Genomic DNA, 15,158 nt, shown 5'->3' with positions numbered 1-15,158 from the left:
GCCCCCACCCCCGGCCGGCGTGTGGGCACCCTGACGTAGGCTTCCTGGCATGGCCGACCCGTCCACGTACCGCCCTCGGCCGGGTGAGGTGCCCGATGCCCCGGGCGTCTACCGCTTCCGGGACCCGCACGGGCGGGTCATCTACGTCGGCAAGGCCAAGAGCCTGCGCAGCCGCCTGGGCAGCTACTTCCAGGACCTCTCGGCGCTGCACCCTCGCACCCAGCAGATGGTCACCACGGCCGCCTCGGTGGAGTGGACCGTGGTGGGCACCGAGGTGGAGTCCCTCTCCCTGGAGTACGCCTGGATCAAGGAGTTCGACCCGAGGTTCAACGTCAAGCTCCGCGACGACAAGTCCTACCCGTTCCTCGCCGTGACGATGGGGGAGGACGTGCCCCGGGTCCAGGTCATGCGCGGGGCCAAGCGCAAGGGCACCCGCTACTTCGGTCCGTACACCCACGCGTGGGCGATCCGCGAGACCGTCGACCTGCTGCTGCGGGTCTTCCCCGTGCGGACGTGCTCCGCCGGTGTCTACCGGCGCGCCGAGTCCTCGGGCCGCCCGTGCCTGCTCGGCTACATCGACAAGTGCGCCGCCCCGTGCGTGGGCCGGATCTCCCAGGACGACCACCGCGCGCTCGCCGAGGAGTTCTGCCGGTTCATGGAGGGTGAGACCGGCCCGTACCTGCGCCGCCTCGAGCGCGAGATGCGCGAGGCCGCCGGGGAGCAGGACTACGAGCGCGCCGCCCGCCTGCGCGACGACGTCGCCGCCCTGCGCCGGGTGGTGGAGAAGAACGCCGTGGTGCTCCCCGACGGCACGGACGCGGACATCTTCGCCCTCGTCGCCGACGACCTCGAGGCCAGCGTGCAGGTCTTCCACGTCCGCGGCGGGCGCATCCGGGGCCAGCGCGGCTGGGTGGTGGAGCGCGTCGAGGAGCTGGACGAGCCGGGGCTGGTGGAGCACATGCTCCTCCAGGTCTACGGCGGCGCGGACCGGGCGCCCGTGGCCCCGCGGGACTCCCGCTCCGTGGGCAAGGCCCGCGCGCGCGCCGTCGACGGGGAGGCCACCAGCGTCGACGACGTCGCGCACGCCCCCACCACCGCCGTGCCCAAGGAGATCCTCGTCCCGGCCCTGCCCGCCGACGTCGACGGCATGACGGAGTGGCTCTCCGGGCTCCACGGCTCGCGCGTGAGCATCCGCGTACCCCAGCGCGGGGACAAGAAGGCGCTCGCGGAGACCGTACGGACCAACGCGACCCATGCCCTCGCGCTGCACAAGGCGCGCCGCGCCGGGGACCTGACGTCCCGCTCCAAGGCGCTGAGCGAGCTGCAGGAGGCCCTCGAGCTGCCGGAGTCGCCCCTGCGCATCGAGTGCTACGACATCTCCCACACGCAGGGCACCTACCAGGTGGGCTCGATGGTCGTGTTCGAGGACGGCGTGCCGAAGAAGTCCGAGTACCGGCACTTCGTGGTCCGCGGGGAGAACGGCGAGGGCGCCCGGGACGACACCGCCGCGATGGACGAGGTGCTGCGGCGCCGCTTCAAGCGCTACGTCGCGGAGCAGGAGGCGCTCGTGGCCGGCCCGGACGCCGCGACGGCGTCCCTCGACCCTGTGGCCGCCGCCCTGGACGGCGGGGACCCGGACGACGCCGGCCCGGACCTCGACACCCTCGACGACGACGGCGTGCCCCTGCGCTCCGGACCGGTGGACCCGCGCACGGGTCGCGCCCGCAGGTTCGCGTACCCGCCCAACCTCGTGATCGTCGACGGCGGCCAGCCGCAGGTCGCGGCGGCGCAGCGGGTCCTCGACGACCTGGGGATCGAGGACGTCGCCCTGGTCGGCCTGGCCAAGCGGCTGGAGGAGGTCTGGCTCCCCGGCGACGACTTCCCCGTGGTGCTGCCGCGCACCAGCCCGTCCCTGTACCTGCTGCAGCACCTGCGTGACGAGTCCCACCGCTTCGCCATCACGCACCACCGCTCGCGGCGCGCCAAGGCGATGACACGGTCCGTGCTCGACGACGTACCCGGGCTCGGGCCCACCCGTCAGGCCGCGCTGCTCAAGGCCTTCGGCTCCGTGAAGAACATCCGGGCCGCCACCGTGGAGGAGGTCGCCGCCGTCAAGGGCATCGGTCCGCGCACCGCGCAGGCCATCCTCGGCGCCCTCGGGCCCACCCCATCCGGCGGTGAGGCGACGGCGGACCCCGGGCCTGCCGACGACGACTACCTGGCATCCTGAGAGTCATGGACACCCAGGGCACCGACGAGAGCAGGCCGCCGACAGTGCCGGAGGGAATCCCTCTGCTGGACGCCCAGGCGCGGCTGCCGGAGGCCACCCCGCCGGAGCTGCTCATCATCACCGGCATGTCCGGGGCGGGCCGCTCGCGCGCCGCGGCCGCGCTGGAGGACCTCGACTGGTACGTGGTGGACAACCTGCCCCCGCGGATGCTGGCCGCCCTGGCCCGCATGATGACCCCCACCGGCGGCGGGGTGCACCGCCTCGCCGCGGTGGTGGACGTGCGCAGCCGCGAGTTCTTCGCCGAGCTCGTCGCCGTGCTCGACGAGCTGCGCGTGCAGGGCACCGACTACCGCATCGTCTTCCTCGACGCCACCGACGAGGAGCTCGTCCGCCGCTACGAGTCCGTGCGCCGGCCCCACCCGCTGCAGGGCGACGGCCGCCTCATGGACGGCATCGCCGCGGAACGCAAGCTCCTCGCGCACCTGCGCCGCCGCGCGGACGTCCTCATCGACACCACCGAGCTGTCCGTGCACGACCTGGCCCGCAAGGTCCGCGAGCTGGTCGCGGGGGAGGGCGAACGCCCGCTACGCCTGACCGTCGTCTCCTTCGGCTTCAAGTACGGCCTCCCGCTCGACGCCGACCACGTGGTCGACGTGCGTTTTTTGAGCAACCCCTACTGGGTCACCGAGCTGCGCCACCTCACCGGCAAGGACAAGGAGGTGCGCGACTACGTGCTCGGCCAGGACGGCGCGGAGGCCTTCGCCGACCGCTACGTCGACGCCATCGCGCCGGTGCTGGACGGCTACATCAACGAGCTCAAGCCGTTCGTGACGATCGCGGTGGGCTGCACGGGCGGCAAGCACCGCTCGGTGGCCATGACGGAGGCGATCGCCGCGCGCCTGCGCGAGCGCGGGCAGTCGGTCCGCACCCTGCACCGGGACCTGGGGCGCGAATGAGCCGGCAGCCCGAGCCGAAGGTGCCGCCGGAGCCGGAGCCGGAGCCCCGACCCCGGTTGCCGCGGTCTGCCATGCCCACCGGACCGGCCGACGCCTCGCTCGCCGCCCTCCTCGGCGGGCCGGGGATCCCCGAGGTGGTCCCGGGCACGGCGCGGGCGCGCGCCGGCATGCAGTCGGGGGCCCGGGGCCCCGCCGTCGTCGCCCTCGGCGGCGGCCACGGGCTCGCGGCGACCCTCGGCGCGCTGCGGCACGTGTCCCAGAACCTCACGGCCGTCGTGACGGTCGCGGACGACGGCGGCTCCTCCGGGCGCCTGCGCGAGGAGCTCCGCGTGCTGCCCCCGGGCGACCTGCGCATGGCGCTGTCGGCCCTGTGCGACGACGGCGAGTGGGGGCTGACCTGGCGCGACGTGCTCCAGCACCGGTTCTGCTCCGAGGGACCGCTGAACAACCACGCGGTGGGCAACCTCCTCATTGTCGCGCTGTGGGAGCTCCTCGGGGACGAGGTCGCGGGCCTGGACTGGGTCGGGCGCCTGCTCGGCGTGCGCGGCCGGGTGCTGCCCATGGCGGCGGTGCCGCTCGAGATCGAGGCCGACGTGCGCTCCGCGGGGCAGCTGCGCACGGTCCGCGGCCAGGCGCAGGTCGCGCTCAGCGAGGGACGGGTCGAGCACGTGCGCGTGCTGCCCGAGAACCCGCCCGCCCGGCCGGAGGCGCTCGAGGCGGTGCGGGACGCCGACTGGGTCGTGCTCGGCCCGGGCTCCTGGTACTCCTCCGTCATCCCGCACCTGCTCGTCCCCGACCTCTCCGAGGCCCTGCACACCACCCGCGCCCGGCGCGCGCTCACGCTGAACCTCTCCGCCCAGGCGGGCGAGACCTACGGGATGAGCGCCGCCGACCACGTGCGCAGCCTGCACGAGCACGCCCCCGACCTGCGCCTCGACGTGATGATCGCCGACCCCGCCGCGGTGGAGGATCTCGACGACCTCACCGAGGCCGCGTCGGCCTGCGGCGCCGTCCTGCTCCTGCGGCAGGTGGGGGTGGGCGACGGCAGCGCGCGGCACGACACGCTCCGCCTCGCCGCCGCCTACCGGGACGCGTTCGAGGGCGTCCTGGGGGACGTGGACGCGGCCGGCGGAGGAACCACCCGCCGATGAGTGCGAAGATGACCGGCATGTCGTTGACCTCCGCCGTGAAGGATGAGCTCGCCCGCCTGAGGGTGGAGAAGGTGTCTGCCCGGAAGGCGGAGGTGGCCGCGACACTGCGTTTCGCCGGCGGCCTGCACATCATCTCCGGCCGGATCGTCGTCGAGGCCGAGCTCGACACGGGCATCGCCGCCCGCCGCCTGCGCCAGACCATGCACGAGGTGTACGGCCACTCCAGCGACATCATCGTCGTCTCCGGGGGTGGGCTGCGCCGCGGGAACCGGTACGTCGTGCGGGTCGTCAAGGACGGGGAGTCCCTCGCCCGCCAGACGGGCCTCCTCGACACCCGGGGCCGCCCGGTGCGCGGGCTGCCCCCGCAGGTGGTCTCCGCGGGCGTAGCCGAGGCCACCGCCGCCTGGCGCGGGGCGTTCCTCGCGCACGGCTCCCTCACCGAGCCCGGGCGGTCGAGCTCCCTGGAGGTCACGTGCCCCGGCCCCGAGGCCGCCCTCGCGCTGGTGGGCGCCGCGCGCCGGATGAGCATCGTCGCCAAGGCCCGTGAGGTCCGGGGCGTCGACCGGGTCGTCATCCGCGACGGCGACGCGATCTCCGCCATGCTCACCCGCATGGGGGCGCACGACGCCGTCCTCGTCTGGGAGGAGCGGCGCATGCGCCGGGAGGTCCGCGGCACCGCGAACCGGCTGGCCAACTTCGACGACGCGAACCTGCGTCGCTCGGCCCGAGCGGCCGTGGCCGCCGGGGCGCGCGTCGAGCGGGCCTTCGAGATCCTCGGCGACGAGGTGCCCGAGCACCTGATCCAGGCGGGCCGGCTGCGCCTCGAACACAAGCAGGCCAGCCTCGAGGAGCTCGGGCAGCTCTCCGACCCGCCCCTGACGAAGGACGCCGTCGCCGGGCGCATCCGCCGGCTGCTCGCGATGGCGGACAAGCGCGCGCACGAGCAGGGCATCCCGGACACCGAGGCCATCCTGACGCCGGACATGCTCGACCTCTGATCGCCGGGCGGGCCGCCCCGGTGGGGTGAGTCCCCTCACAGCAGCGGGCGGCGGACCATGGTCCTCGTGTCGTTCTTCCCTTGAATGGGTAAACTCGTCCGTGCTGGCCACGGCCGGTCCGCGCGGCCTCGGCCGCGCGGATGCCGTGGTCGGAGCACCGTCACCGGTGCTGAGGATTCCGGACAATGCGTGCGCCGAGCGGCGCACTCCAGGAGGACATAGTGACCATCCGCGTCGGTATCAACGGCTTCGGCCGCATCGGCCGTAACTTCACCCGCGCCGTGCTCGAGTCGGGCGCTGACATCCAGATCGTGGGCGTCAACGACCTGACCGACAACAAGACCCTCGCCCACCTGCTGAAGTACGACTCCGTGTTCGGCGTCCTCAAGGAGGCCGTGTCCTTCACGGAGGACTCCATCACCGTGGGCAACCAGACCTTCAAGGCGCTGGAGGAGAAGGACCCCGCCGCCCTGCCGTGGGGCGAGCTCGGCGCCGACATCGTCATCGAGTCCACCGGTCGGTTCACCGACGCCACCAAGGCCAAGGCGCACATCGACGCCGGCGCCAAGAAGGTCATCATCTCCGCGCCCGGCAAGAACGAGGACGCCACCTTCGTCGTGGGCGTGAACCACACCGAGTACGACCCGGCGAGCCACCACGTCATCTCCAACGCGTCCTGCACCACGAACTGCCTGGCCCCGATGGCCAAGGTCCTGGACGACGAGTTCGGCATCGTGCGCGGCCTGATGACCACGATCCACGCCTACACCGCGGACCAGAACCTGCAGGACGGCCCGCACAAGGACCTGCGCCGCGCCCGCGCCGCCAACCTGAGCATGATCCCCACCTCGACCGGCGCCGCCAAGGCCGTGTCGCTCGTGCTGCCCCAGCTCAAGGGCAAGCTGGACGGGTACGCCATGCGCGTGCCGACCCCGACGGGCTCCGCGACCGACCTCACCTTCACCGCCAGCCGCGAGGTCACGGTCGACGAGGTCAACAACGCGATGAAGAAGGCCGCCGAGGCTGACACGCTGGGCGTCCTCGAGTACACCGAGGACCCGATCGTCTCCGCGGACATCGTCGGCAACCCGCACTCGAGCATCTTCGACGCGGGCCTGACCAAGGTGATCGGCGACCAGGTCAAGGTCGTCTCGTGGTACGACAACGAGTACGGCTACTCCAACTCCCTGGTGAAGCTCACCGAGTACGTCGGCCAGCGCCTCTGACCGGTCGGCTCCGGCCACGCACAACAAACGGACGTCCGCGTGCGCAGCTTCTCGCTCGCGCACGCGGACGTCCGCGCGTCGGGGCCCGCCGCCCCGGCGCACCGACGACATAAGGAGAATGTCGATGAAGACCATCGAGGACCTCGGCGACCTGCGCGGCAAGCGCGTGCTCGTCCGCTCTGACTTCAACGTCCCGCTGGACGGGACGACCATCACCGACGACGGCCGCATCCGTGCCGCGCTGCCGACGCTGGAGGCGCTCACCGGCGCCGGCGCGAAGGTGGTCGTCACCGCGCACCTCGGACGCCCCAAGGGCGCCCCGGACGCCAAGTACTCCCTCGCCCCCGTCGCCGAGCGTCTCGGCGAGCTGCTGGGCAAGAAGGTCACCCTGGCCAAGGACACCGTCGGCGAGGACGCCCAGGCCGTCGTCGCGGGCCTGGGCGAGGGTGACGTCGCCCTGCTCGAGAACATCCGCTTCGACGCTCGCGAGACCTCCAAGGACGACGCCGAGCGCGGCGCCCTCGCCGATGAGCTCGCCGCACTGGCGGACGCCTACGTCTCGGACGGCTTCGGCGTCGTCCACCGCAAGCAGGCCAGCGTCTACGACGTCGCCAAGAAGCTCCCGCACGCGGCCGGCAAGCTGGTCTTCAAGGAGATCGACTCCCTGTCCAGGGCCACCGAGGAGCCGGCCCGGCCCTACGTCGTCGTGCTGGGCGGCTCGAAGGTCTCCGACAAGCTCGGGGTCATCGCCAACCTCCTCGGCAAGGCCGACCGCCTGCTCATCGGGGGCGGCATGGTCTTCACGTTCCTCGCCGCCAAGGGCTACGGCGTGGGCACCTCGCTGCTCGAGGAGGACCAGGTCGAGACCGTCCGCGGCTACCTCGCCCAGGCGGAGGCGAAGGGCGTCGAGATCGTCCTGCCCACCGACATCGTCGTGGCGCCGGAGTTCAAGGCCGACGCCCCCGCCACCGTCGTGGCCGCCGACGCGATCCCGGCCGACCAGATGGGCCTGGACATCGGCCCGGACTCGGCCGCGCTGTTCGCGTCCAAGATCGCGGACGCCAAGACCGTCGTGTGGAACGGGCCCATGGGCGTCTTCGAGTTCGACGCCTTCGCCGCCGGCACGAAGGCCGTCGCGCAGGCGATGAGCGACGCGGACGGCTTCACCATCGTCGGCGGCGGCGACTCCGCCGCGGCCGTGCGCATCCTCGGGTTCGACGAGTCGACCTTCTCGCACATCTCCACCGGTGGCGGCGCCTCGCTGGAGTACCTGGAGGGCAAGACCCTCCCCGGCATCGCCGTCCTGGAGGACTGAGACCATGGCAACCAACCGCACCCCGCTCATGGCGGGGAACTGGAAGATGAACCTCGACCACCTCGAGGCGATCGCGCTCGTGCAGAAGCTCGCCTGGACCCTGAAGGACGCGAAGCACGACCACGAGCAGGTCGAGGTCGTCGTCCTCCCGCCGTTCACGGACCTGCGCTCGGTGCAGACCCTCGTCGACGGGGACAAGCTCGACGTCCGCTACGGCGCGCAGGACGTCTCCGCCCACGAGTCGGGCGCCTACACGGGTGAGATCTCCGCGGTCATGCTGGCGCGGCTCGGCGCGAGCTACGTCGTCGTCGGGCACTCGGAGCGCCGGGAGTACCACCAGGAGGACGACGCCCTGGTGGCCGCCAAGGCGAAGGCCGCGCTCGCCAAGGGCATCACGCCGATCATCTGCGTGGGCGAGGGGCTCGACATCCGCAAGGCCGGCGAGCAGGTGGGGCACTGCCTGCGCCAGGTCGACGGCGCCTACGCCGGCCTCACCGCCGAGCAGGCCGCCACGACCGTGATCGCCTACGAGCCCGTCTGGGCCATCGGCACCGGGGAGGTCGCCACGCCCGAGGACGCCCAGGAGGTCTGCGGCGCGATCCGCGCCCGCCTGGCCGAGCTCTACGACGCGTCGGTCGCCGACGCGGTCCGCGTGCTCTACGGCGGGTCGGTGAAGTCCTCCAACGTGGCCTCGATCATGGCGAAGGACGACGTCGACGGGGCCCTCGTGGGCGGCGCGAGCCTGCAGGCGGAGGAGTTCGCCGCCATCGTGCGCTACCAGGACCACAAGGTAGGCCTCTGACCGACCGACCCCGGGTTGGCTGACAGGGCCCAGGTTGGCTGACAGGGGCCCAGGTTGGCTGACAGGTCATGTCCTGACGCGACGGTCGCAGTGTGGCTGACAGGCCCAGGTGGCTGACAGGTCATCTCCTGACCGAGCGCCGGGCCGCCCCGCACGCCCTGCCCGATCTACGACCGGGCGAGGGACGCGGGGCGGCCGACGCGTTGATGGCGCGGTCTGCTACTTCCAGACCACCTCATCGCTTATCCTTGTTCCGGCGCGCCCGGCGCGCCGGAACACCCAAGACGACGAACGGACACGCCCCGTGGATGCACTGCGGATCATCCTTCAGGTGGTGCTGGTCATCACCAGCATCTTCCTCATCCTGACCATCCTCCTGCACAAGGGCAAGGGCGGCGGGCTGTCCGACATGTTCGGCGGGGGCATCTCCAGCAGCATCGGCTCCTCGGGTGTCGCGGAGCGCAACCTCAACCGGATCACGGTCGGGATCTCCCTCGTCTGGGTGACCTCGATCGTGCTCATCGGGTTGATCCAGAAGTTCGAGATCTGAGGAGGCCGACGTGGCTGGAGGAAGTGCGATCCGCGGCTCGCGCGTCGGCGCGGGGCCCATGGGCGAGACCGAGCGCGGCGAGGCCGCGCCCCGGGAGTGGGTCTCCTACTGGTGCTCCCAGGGGCACGAGGTGCGACCCAGCTTCGCGAAGGGCCCCGACATCGTCATCCCCGAGACGTGGGACTGCCCGCGCTGCGGGATGCCGGCCGGGCAGGACAAGGAGAACCCGCCCGTGCCGCCCCGGAACGAGCCGTACAAGACGCACCTCGCCTACGTGAAGGAGCGCCGGTCCGAGGAGGACGGCGCAGCACTCCTGGCCGAGGCGCTGGCCGCCCTCCGGGAGCGCCGCGGCGGCTGACACGCTCCGGGCACCGTGACGGCGCCTGGGGAACTTCGGACCCGAGGTGACCTGGGAACTTCGGACCTGAGACACGAACGCAGGACGCCCCCGGCACCATGTGCCGGGGGCGTCCTGCGTTCGTGCTGCGCCGTGCGGTGAGGCCTTGGCCTCCCACCGTGTGAGGACTTGACCTCTCACCAAAAAAGGCGGGGTTAGTCCAGCTCCAGCAGCACCAGGCCCTCGGTGAGGACCTGGCCGTAGGTCGTGTCCGGGTCGAGGCGCCGCAGCTCCTCGATGAGGCTGTTCTGGATCTCGCGCTTCGGGAGGTTGAGGCGCTGGTCCGGGCGCCCGGGGCGCGAGAGCAGGGCGATGGTGGAGTTCTGCGGCCGGGTCAGGTTGATCGGGCCGGACTCCCGCTCGAGGACGACGCCGCTGATGGCGTCGTGCCCGTCGCCGTTCATCGTGACGGGCACGCCCAGGCGCATCGCCAGCCAGCCCGCGAGCAGCGCGATCGACGGGTGCGAGGCTGAGCCCGAGACCGCCGCGGCCGTGATCGGCTCGAAGGGCGGCTCGTCGAGGGTGGCCGCGAGGATGCTCCGCCACATCGTCACGCCCGCCCACGCGAGGTCGCTGTCACCGGGGGCGTAGTTCTCCGCCAGGGTCGCCAGGACGGCGCCCGGGTCGGCGCACCGGGTGGTGTTGGTGATCCGGCGCTGCGCCATGAGCCCGATGGGCTCCTTCGACGGCGCCGCGGGCGGCATCCCGGTCCACCAGGCCACGATCGGCGTGTCCGGGAGCAGGAGGGGCATGACGAGCGTGTCGGGCCGGGAGCCCGCCCCGCCGTGGGGGCGCAGCACCACGACCTCCGAGGCGCCGGCGTCGCTCCCCACGCGGATCTCGGCGTCCAGGCCGGACTTGTCCTCGGCCGCGCCGTCGGGCAGCACGACGATCACCCGGGCGGGGTGCTCGTGCGACGCGACGTTGGAGATGTGGATGGCGTCCTCGGCGGAGGCCTCGTCCTCGGCGAGGATCACGAGCGTGAGCACGCGGCCCAGCGCCACGGCGCCGCCCTCCTCGCGCAGCGACACCAGCCGGTTGCCCACCGCGGCGGACGTGGTGTCCTCGAGGGTGACGATCATGTGCGGTCCTTCCTGGAGCTGTTCGACGTGGCGGGGGCGTGCGCGCGGGGCGTCACGGGCGGCGCCACTCGCGGCCGTCGCGGGCGAGCATCGCGTCCGACCCGGCGGGCCCCCACGTGCCGGGCACGTACTGCTCGGGCTGCCCGAGCTTCTCCCAGGCGGCGATGATGGGGTCGAGGATCTTCCACGACAGCTCGACCTCACGCTGCCGGGGGAACAGCGGCGGGTCGCCCAGGAGCACGTCCAGGATGAGCCGCTCGTACGCCTCGGGGGAGTTCTCGGTGAACGCGTGGCCGTAGCCGAAGTCCATCGTGACGTCGCGGACCTCCATCGCGGTCCCGGGCACCTTCGCGCCGAAGCGGATGGTGACGCCCTCGTCCGGCTGGACGCGGATGACGAGCGCGTTCTCGCCCAGCTCCTGGGTGGCCGCGAGGTCGAAGGGCAGGTGCGGCGCGCGCTTGAAGACGACGGCGATCTCCGTGACGCGCCGACCCAGGCGCTTGCCCGCGCGCAGGTAGAACGGGACGCCCGCCCAGCGGCGGGTGTCCACGTCCAGGCGCATGGCCGCGTAGGTCTCGGTGATGGAGGAGTCGGGGATGCCCTTCTCGTCCAGGTAGCCGAGGACCTGCGCGCCGCCCTGCCACCCGCCGGCGTACTGCCCGCGCGCCGTGTGCGCGGCCAGGTCCTCCGGGAGCCGGACGGCGGAGAGGACCTTCTCCTTCTCGGCGCGCAGGGCGTCGGGCTCGAAGGAGACCGGCTCCTCCATCGCCGTCAGCGCGAGGAGCTGCAGGAGGTGGTTCTGGATGACGTCCCGCGCCGCGCCGATCCCGTCGTAGTAGCCCGCCCGGGTCCCGATGCCGATGTCCTCGGCCATCGTGATCTGCACGTGGTCGACGTAGTGCGCGTTCCAGACCGGCTCGAACAGCTGGTTGGCGAAGCGCAGCGCCAGGATGTTCTGGACGGTCTCCTTGCCCAGGTAGTGGTCGATGCGGAAGACCGCGTCGGGCGGGAAGACCTCCGAGACGACCTTGTCGAGCTCCTGGGCGGAGGCGAGGTCGTGCCCGAAGGGCTTCTCGATGACGACGCGGCGCCACCCGTGGCCGTTGTCCCGGCCGGACAGGCCCGAGCGGGAGAGCTGGCGCAGCACCACGGGGAACGCGTCCGGCGGCACGGAGAGGTAGAAGGCGTGGTTGCCGCCGGTGCCGCGCTCGGTGTCGAGGGCGGCGACCGTCTCGGCGAGGCGGTCGAAGGCGGCGTCGTCGTCGAACTCGCCCTGCACGAACCGGAACCCGGACACGAGCTGCTTCCAGGTGCGCTCGTCGAAGGGGGTGCGGGCGTGCTCGCGCACGGCGTCGTGGACGACCTCGGCGAACTCCTCCGTGCTCCAGTGCCGGCGGCCGAAGCCCGTGAGGGCGAACGACGGCGGCAGGAGCCCCCGGTTGGCGAGGTCGTAGATCGCCGGCATGAGCTTGCGCTTGGCGAGGTCGCCGGTGATGCCGAAGATCACCAGCCCGGCCGGCCCGGCGATGCGCGGCAGGCGCCGGTCGCGGGCGTCGCGGAGCGGGTTGAGGACCTGTGTCGTCTCGGTCATGCGGTTGCCGGTCCCATCAGTAGGCCGGCGAGCCAGGAGAGCGCGTCGGCGTTGGTCACATGCAGGCGCAGCACCGGCCGCCCCAGGTCGGCGAGCACGCGGGCGTCGCCCGCGGCCTGCGCCGAGATCAGCGTGGCGAAGTCGAAGTCGCGGCCGGGGATGTTGACCTCGTGCTGCGGCGTCCCGGTGATCTGCAGGAACACCCCGACCGGCGGGCCACCCTTGTGGTACTGGCCGGTGGAGTGCAGGAACCTCGGTCCCCAGCCGAAGGTCACGGGCCGGGCGGTCCGCGCCGCCAGGGCGGGGCGGACGTCGTCGAGGAGGGTCGCGGCGCGGCCCTCGCGGTCGAGGTAGGCCATGACCGCGACGTACCCGTGCTCACCCAGCTGGCCGAGCAGCCGCTCGAGGGCCTCGTCCACGGTGGCCGCCGCGCCGAGCAGCCCGGCCGAGGCGCGCACCTCGACGCCGGAGTCGACGAAGGCGGGGGCCCCCGCGGCGGGGGCCCCGTCCAGCAGCCCGCGGGTGGCCGCCTTGGCGGACTCCACGTCGGGCTGGTTGAAGGGGTCGATGCCGAGCAGGCGGCCCGCCACGGCGACGGCGTACTCCCACAGGAGCATCGTGCCGCCGAGGGTGCCCGCGACGGTGACCTCGGTGGCGTCGGCGGCGGCCGCGTCGACGGGCGTGTCGACCTCGTCCGCGAGCGGGAGCAGCACCACCGGGAGCACGTCTGCGGCCGGCGCGGCGAGCTCCGGCGCGCCCGCCCCGACGACGACGGGCAGGAGCCCCGTGCCCTCCTTGCCCGTCGACTCGGCGACGAGCTGCTCGGCCCAGTCCCCGAAGTGGAACAGGCCCGAGCCGCCGTCGCGGATGACGATCTTGTCGCGCAGCGGCGACGTCCCACCGAGCGCGGCGCCGAGCACGAGCGCGGGGTTCGCCTCGGAGTCCTCCGCGAAGAACGGCGCGACGGCGGCCGCCTCGTCGAGCAGCTGCTCGACGTCGACGCCCGCCAGCGCCGCGGGCACCAGCCCGAAGGCCGTCAGCGCGGAGAAGCGGCCGCCGACGTTCGGGTCGGCCTCGAAGACGGCGCGGTACCCCGCCTCGGTGGCCGTGGCCCGCAGCGGCGAGCCCGGGTCCGTGACGACGACGATGTGCCGCGCCGCGTCCAGGCCGGCGGCCGTGAATGCGGCCTCGAAGGTGCGCCGCTGGGAGTCGGTCTCGACCGTGCCGCCGGACTTCGACGAGACGACGAGGACGGTGCTGCGCAGGTCGCCCTCGAGGGCGCGGCGCACCTGGTCGGGGTGCGTCGAGTCGAGGACGGTGAGCTGGGCGCCGGCGGAGCCCGCGAGGACCTCGGGGCCGAGCGAGGAGCCGCCCATGCCCGCGAGGACCACCCGGTCGATGCCCTCGGCGAGCAGCTCGGCCCGCAGCTTGTTCAGCGGCGCGAGCAGCGGCCGGGAGGTCTCGTGCAGGGCGGTCCAGCCGAGGCGGACGGCGGCCTCGGCCGCGGCCGCCTCGCCCCACAACGTGGCGTCGTGGGCGGCGATGCGGCTCGCGACCTTGTCGGCCACCAGACCCGGCACGTGCGCGGAGACGGCGCTCGCGCCGTCGCCGGTGGCGCTGACCTCGATCAGCGCGCCCTCCTCGGGACCTACCCAGGCCACCGTGGCGGTAGAGCCCTCACTCACGCGACGACCGCCTTGGCGCGTTCCAGCGCCGTGGTGACCGTCTCGAGCAGCTCGGCCCAGCTCTTCTCGAACTTGTCGACGCCCTCGACCTCGAGGAGGTCGGTGACGTCCGCGTAGGACACGCCCACCCGCTCGAGGCTGTCGAGCAGGGCGCGGGCCTCGTCGTACGTGCCGTGGACCGTGTCGCCGCGCAGGTTGGCGTGGTCGGCGGCGGCGTCCAGGGTCTTCTCGGGCATGGTGTTGACCACGCCGTCGACCACGAGCTCGTCGACGTACATGGTGTCCGGGTAGGCCGGGTCCTTGACGCCGGTGGAGGCCCACAGCGGGCGCTGGGGGTGGGCCCCGGCCGCGGCGAGCTCCTGCCAGCGGGGCGTGGAGAAGATCTCCTCGTACGCCTCGAAGGCGAGGCGAGCGTTCGCGATACCGGCCTTGCCCTTGAGCGCGGCCGCCTCGTCCGTGCCGATGGCGTCGAGGCGCTTGTCGATCTCGGAGTCGACGCGCGAGACGAAGAAGGACGCGACGGAGCGGATGGTGCTCAGGTCGATTCCGGCGCGCTGGGCGCGCTCGAGGCCGTCGATGTAGGCGGAGGTCACGGCCCGGTAGCGGTCCAGGGAGAAGATCAGCGTGACGTTGACGCTGATGCCCTCGCTGATCGCCTGGCTGATGGCGGGGAGCCCCTCCTGGGTGGCGGGGATCTTGACCATCGTGTTGGGGCGGTCGACGGTGGACCACAGGACGCGGGCCTGCTCGATGGTCTTCTCGGTCTCGCGCGCCAGGCGCGGGTCGACCTCGATGGACACGCGGCCGTCCTGGCCGTCGGTGGCGCGGTAGACGTCGGCGAACAGGTCCGCGGCCGTGCGGACGTCGTCGGTGGTGACCGCGATGACGGCGTCGTCGACGCTGGTGCCCGCGGCGGCCAGGGTGGCCATCTGGGCGTCGTAGTCGGTGCCCTTGGACAGGGCGCCGGCGAAGATCGTCGGGTTGGTGGTCACGCCCACCACGTGCTTCTCGGCGGTCAGGGCCTTGAGGCCCCCGCCGGTGAGTCGGCCGCGGGACAGGTCGTCCAGCCAGATGGAGACCCCGCTCTCGCTGAGGGTGGCGAGGCGGTCGGTCGTGGTGTCAGTCATCTCAGACTCTCCAAAGGTGTGCACTGGGGAACGAAGCTCGTGGTGGGC

At 72.7% G+C, this 15,158-nt stretch carries 13 protein-coding genes; 9 read left to right on the top strand and 4 right to left on the bottom strand.

Annotated features, from left to right (window positions below; all coding sequences use genetic code 11):
* The first annotated feature begins 49 nt into the window (after positions 1-49).
* The 9 genes from uvrC (at position 50) to EJK16_RS10770 (ending at position 9,586) form a co-directional block, all read left to right on the top strand.
* Positions 50-2,230, top strand: coding sequence for an excinuclease ABC subunit UvrC (uvrC, locus tag EJK16_RS10810; protein WP_127129140.1), 2,181 nt, complete (start codon positions 50-52; stop codon positions 2,228-2,230).
* 5 nt (positions 2,231-2,235) lie between these two features.
* Positions 2,236-3,186 (top strand): RNase adapter RapZ, encoded by a 951-nt coding sequence (rapZ, locus tag EJK16_RS10805; protein ID WP_127129138.1) that lies wholly within the window; start codon positions 2,236-2,238, stop codon positions 3,184-3,186.
* 167 nt (positions 3,187-3,353) lie between these two features.
* The gene (yvcK, locus tag EJK16_RS10800) at positions 3,354-4,337 is read left to right on the top strand and encodes a uridine diphosphate-N-acetylglucosamine-binding protein YvcK (protein ID WP_205739720.1); all 984 of its coding nucleotides are present in this window, start codon (positions 3,354-3,356) and stop codon (positions 4,335-4,337) included.
* Positions 4,338-4,354: 17 nt separating this feature from the next.
* On the top strand, positions 4,355-5,335 hold the full coding sequence (whiA, locus tag EJK16_RS10795) for a DNA-binding protein WhiA (RefSeq protein ID WP_127129320.1): 981 nt from the start codon (positions 4,355-4,357) through the stop codon (positions 5,333-5,335).
* 221 nt (positions 5,336-5,556) lie between these two features.
* Positions 5,557-6,561: a type I glyceraldehyde-3-phosphate dehydrogenase gene (gene gap, locus EJK16_RS10790; RefSeq protein ID WP_127129134.1), complete on the top strand. Its 1,005-nt coding sequence runs from the start codon at positions 5,557-5,559 to the stop codon at positions 6,559-6,561.
* A 124-nt stretch (positions 6,562-6,685) separates the two neighbouring features.
* Positions 6,686-7,876: a phosphoglycerate kinase gene (gene pgk / locus EJK16_RS10785; protein ID WP_127129132.1), complete on the top strand. Its 1,191-nt coding sequence runs from the start codon at positions 6,686-6,688 to the stop codon at positions 7,874-7,876.
* 4 nt (positions 7,877-7,880) lie between these two features.
* The gene (gene tpiA / locus EJK16_RS10780; RefSeq protein ID WP_127129131.1) at positions 7,881-8,678 is read left to right on the top strand and encodes a triose-phosphate isomerase; all 798 of its coding nucleotides are present in this window, start codon (positions 7,881-7,883) and stop codon (positions 8,676-8,678) included.
* Between the two features lie 304 nt (positions 8,679-8,982).
* Positions 8,983-9,228 carry a preprotein translocase subunit SecG gene (secG, locus tag EJK16_RS10775; RefSeq protein ID WP_127129129.1) on the top strand — a complete coding sequence of 82 codons (246 nt, stop codon included), beginning with the start codon at positions 8,983-8,985 and terminating at the stop codon, positions 9,226-9,228.
* Positions 9,229-9,238: 10 nt separating this feature from the next.
* A complete protein-coding gene (locus tag EJK16_RS10770; RefSeq protein WP_127129127.1) occupies positions 9,239-9,586 on the top strand; it encodes an RNA polymerase-binding protein RbpA in 348 nt (115 codons plus the stop codon).
* A gap of 194 nt (positions 9,587-9,780) precedes the next feature.
* On the opposite strand, the gene EJK16_RS10765 is transcribed toward EJK16_RS10770, so the two are convergent.
* The 4 genes from EJK16_RS10765 to tal are packed head-to-tail and all read right to left on the bottom strand — an operon-like array spanning position 9,781 to position 15,110.
* Positions 9,781-10,707 carry a glucose-6-phosphate dehydrogenase assembly protein OpcA gene (locus EJK16_RS10765; protein WP_127129125.1) on the bottom strand — a complete coding sequence of 309 codons (927 nt, stop codon included), beginning with the start codon at positions 10,705-10,707 and terminating at the stop codon, positions 9,781-9,783.
* Between the two features lie 52 nt (positions 10,708-10,759).
* Complete coding sequence (gene zwf / locus EJK16_RS10760) at positions 10,760-12,298, bottom strand: glucose-6-phosphate dehydrogenase (protein WP_127129123.1); 1,539 nt, start codon at positions 12,296-12,298, stop codon at positions 10,760-10,762.
* Positions 12,295-13,983: a glucose-6-phosphate isomerase gene (locus EJK16_RS10755; protein ID WP_370276014.1), complete on the bottom strand. Its 1,689-nt coding sequence runs from the start codon at positions 13,981-13,983 to the stop codon at positions 12,295-12,297. The genes zwf and EJK16_RS10755 overlap by 4 nt, the downstream gene beginning before the upstream one ends.
* Positions 13,980-15,110 (bottom strand): transaldolase, encoded by a 1,131-nt coding sequence (gene tal, locus EJK16_RS10750; RefSeq protein ID WP_127129121.1) that lies wholly within the window; start codon positions 15,108-15,110, stop codon positions 13,980-13,982. Before tal ends, EJK16_RS10755 begins: the two co-directional genes overlap by 4 nt.
* Between the last annotated feature and the right edge of the window lie 48 nt (positions 15,111-15,158).

Source organism: Georgenia sp. SYP-B2076 (genome assembly GCF_003991205.1).
In the GTDB taxonomy this organism is placed as follows: Bacteria; Actinomycetota; Actinomycetes; order Actinomycetales; family Actinomycetaceae; genus Georgenia.
This window is presented reverse-complemented; position numbering and strand designations above follow the sequence as displayed.

What these genes read in the sequence shown, in the direction of transcription:
- uvrC (WP_127129140.1), top strand. Translation starts at nt 50, where the DNA reads ATGGCCGACCCGTCCACGTACCGCCCTCGGCCGGGTGAGGTGCCCGAT.
- rapZ (WP_127129138.1), top strand. Translation starts at nt 2,236, where the DNA reads ATGGACACCCAGGGCACCGACGAGAGCAGGCCGCCGACAGTGCCGGAG.
- yvcK (WP_205739720.1), top strand. Translation starts at nt 3,354, where the DNA reads ATGCAGTCGGGGGCCCGGGGCCCCGCCGTCGTCGCCCTCGGCGGCGGC.
- whiA (WP_127129320.1), top strand. Translation starts at nt 4,355, where the DNA reads ATGTCGTTGACCTCCGCCGTGAAGGATGAGCTCGCCCGCCTGAGGGTG.
- pgk (WP_127129132.1), top strand. Translation starts at nt 6,686, where the DNA reads ATGAAGACCATCGAGGACCTCGGCGACCTGCGCGGCAAGCGCGTGCTC.
- tpiA (WP_127129131.1), top strand. Translation starts at nt 7,881, where the DNA reads ATGGCAACCAACCGCACCCCGCTCATGGCGGGGAACTGGAAGATGAAC.
- EJK16_RS10765 (WP_127129125.1), bottom strand. Translation starts at nt 10,707, where the DNA reads ATGATCGTCACCCTCGAGGACACCACGTCCGCCGCGGTGGGCAACCGG.
- zwf (WP_127129123.1), bottom strand. Translation starts at nt 12,298, where the DNA reads ATGACCGAGACGACACAGGTCCTCAACCCGCTCCGCGACGCCCGCGAC.
- tal (WP_127129121.1), bottom strand. Translation starts at nt 15,110, where the DNA reads ATGACTGACACCACGACCGACCGCCTCGCCACCCTCAGCGAGAGCGGG.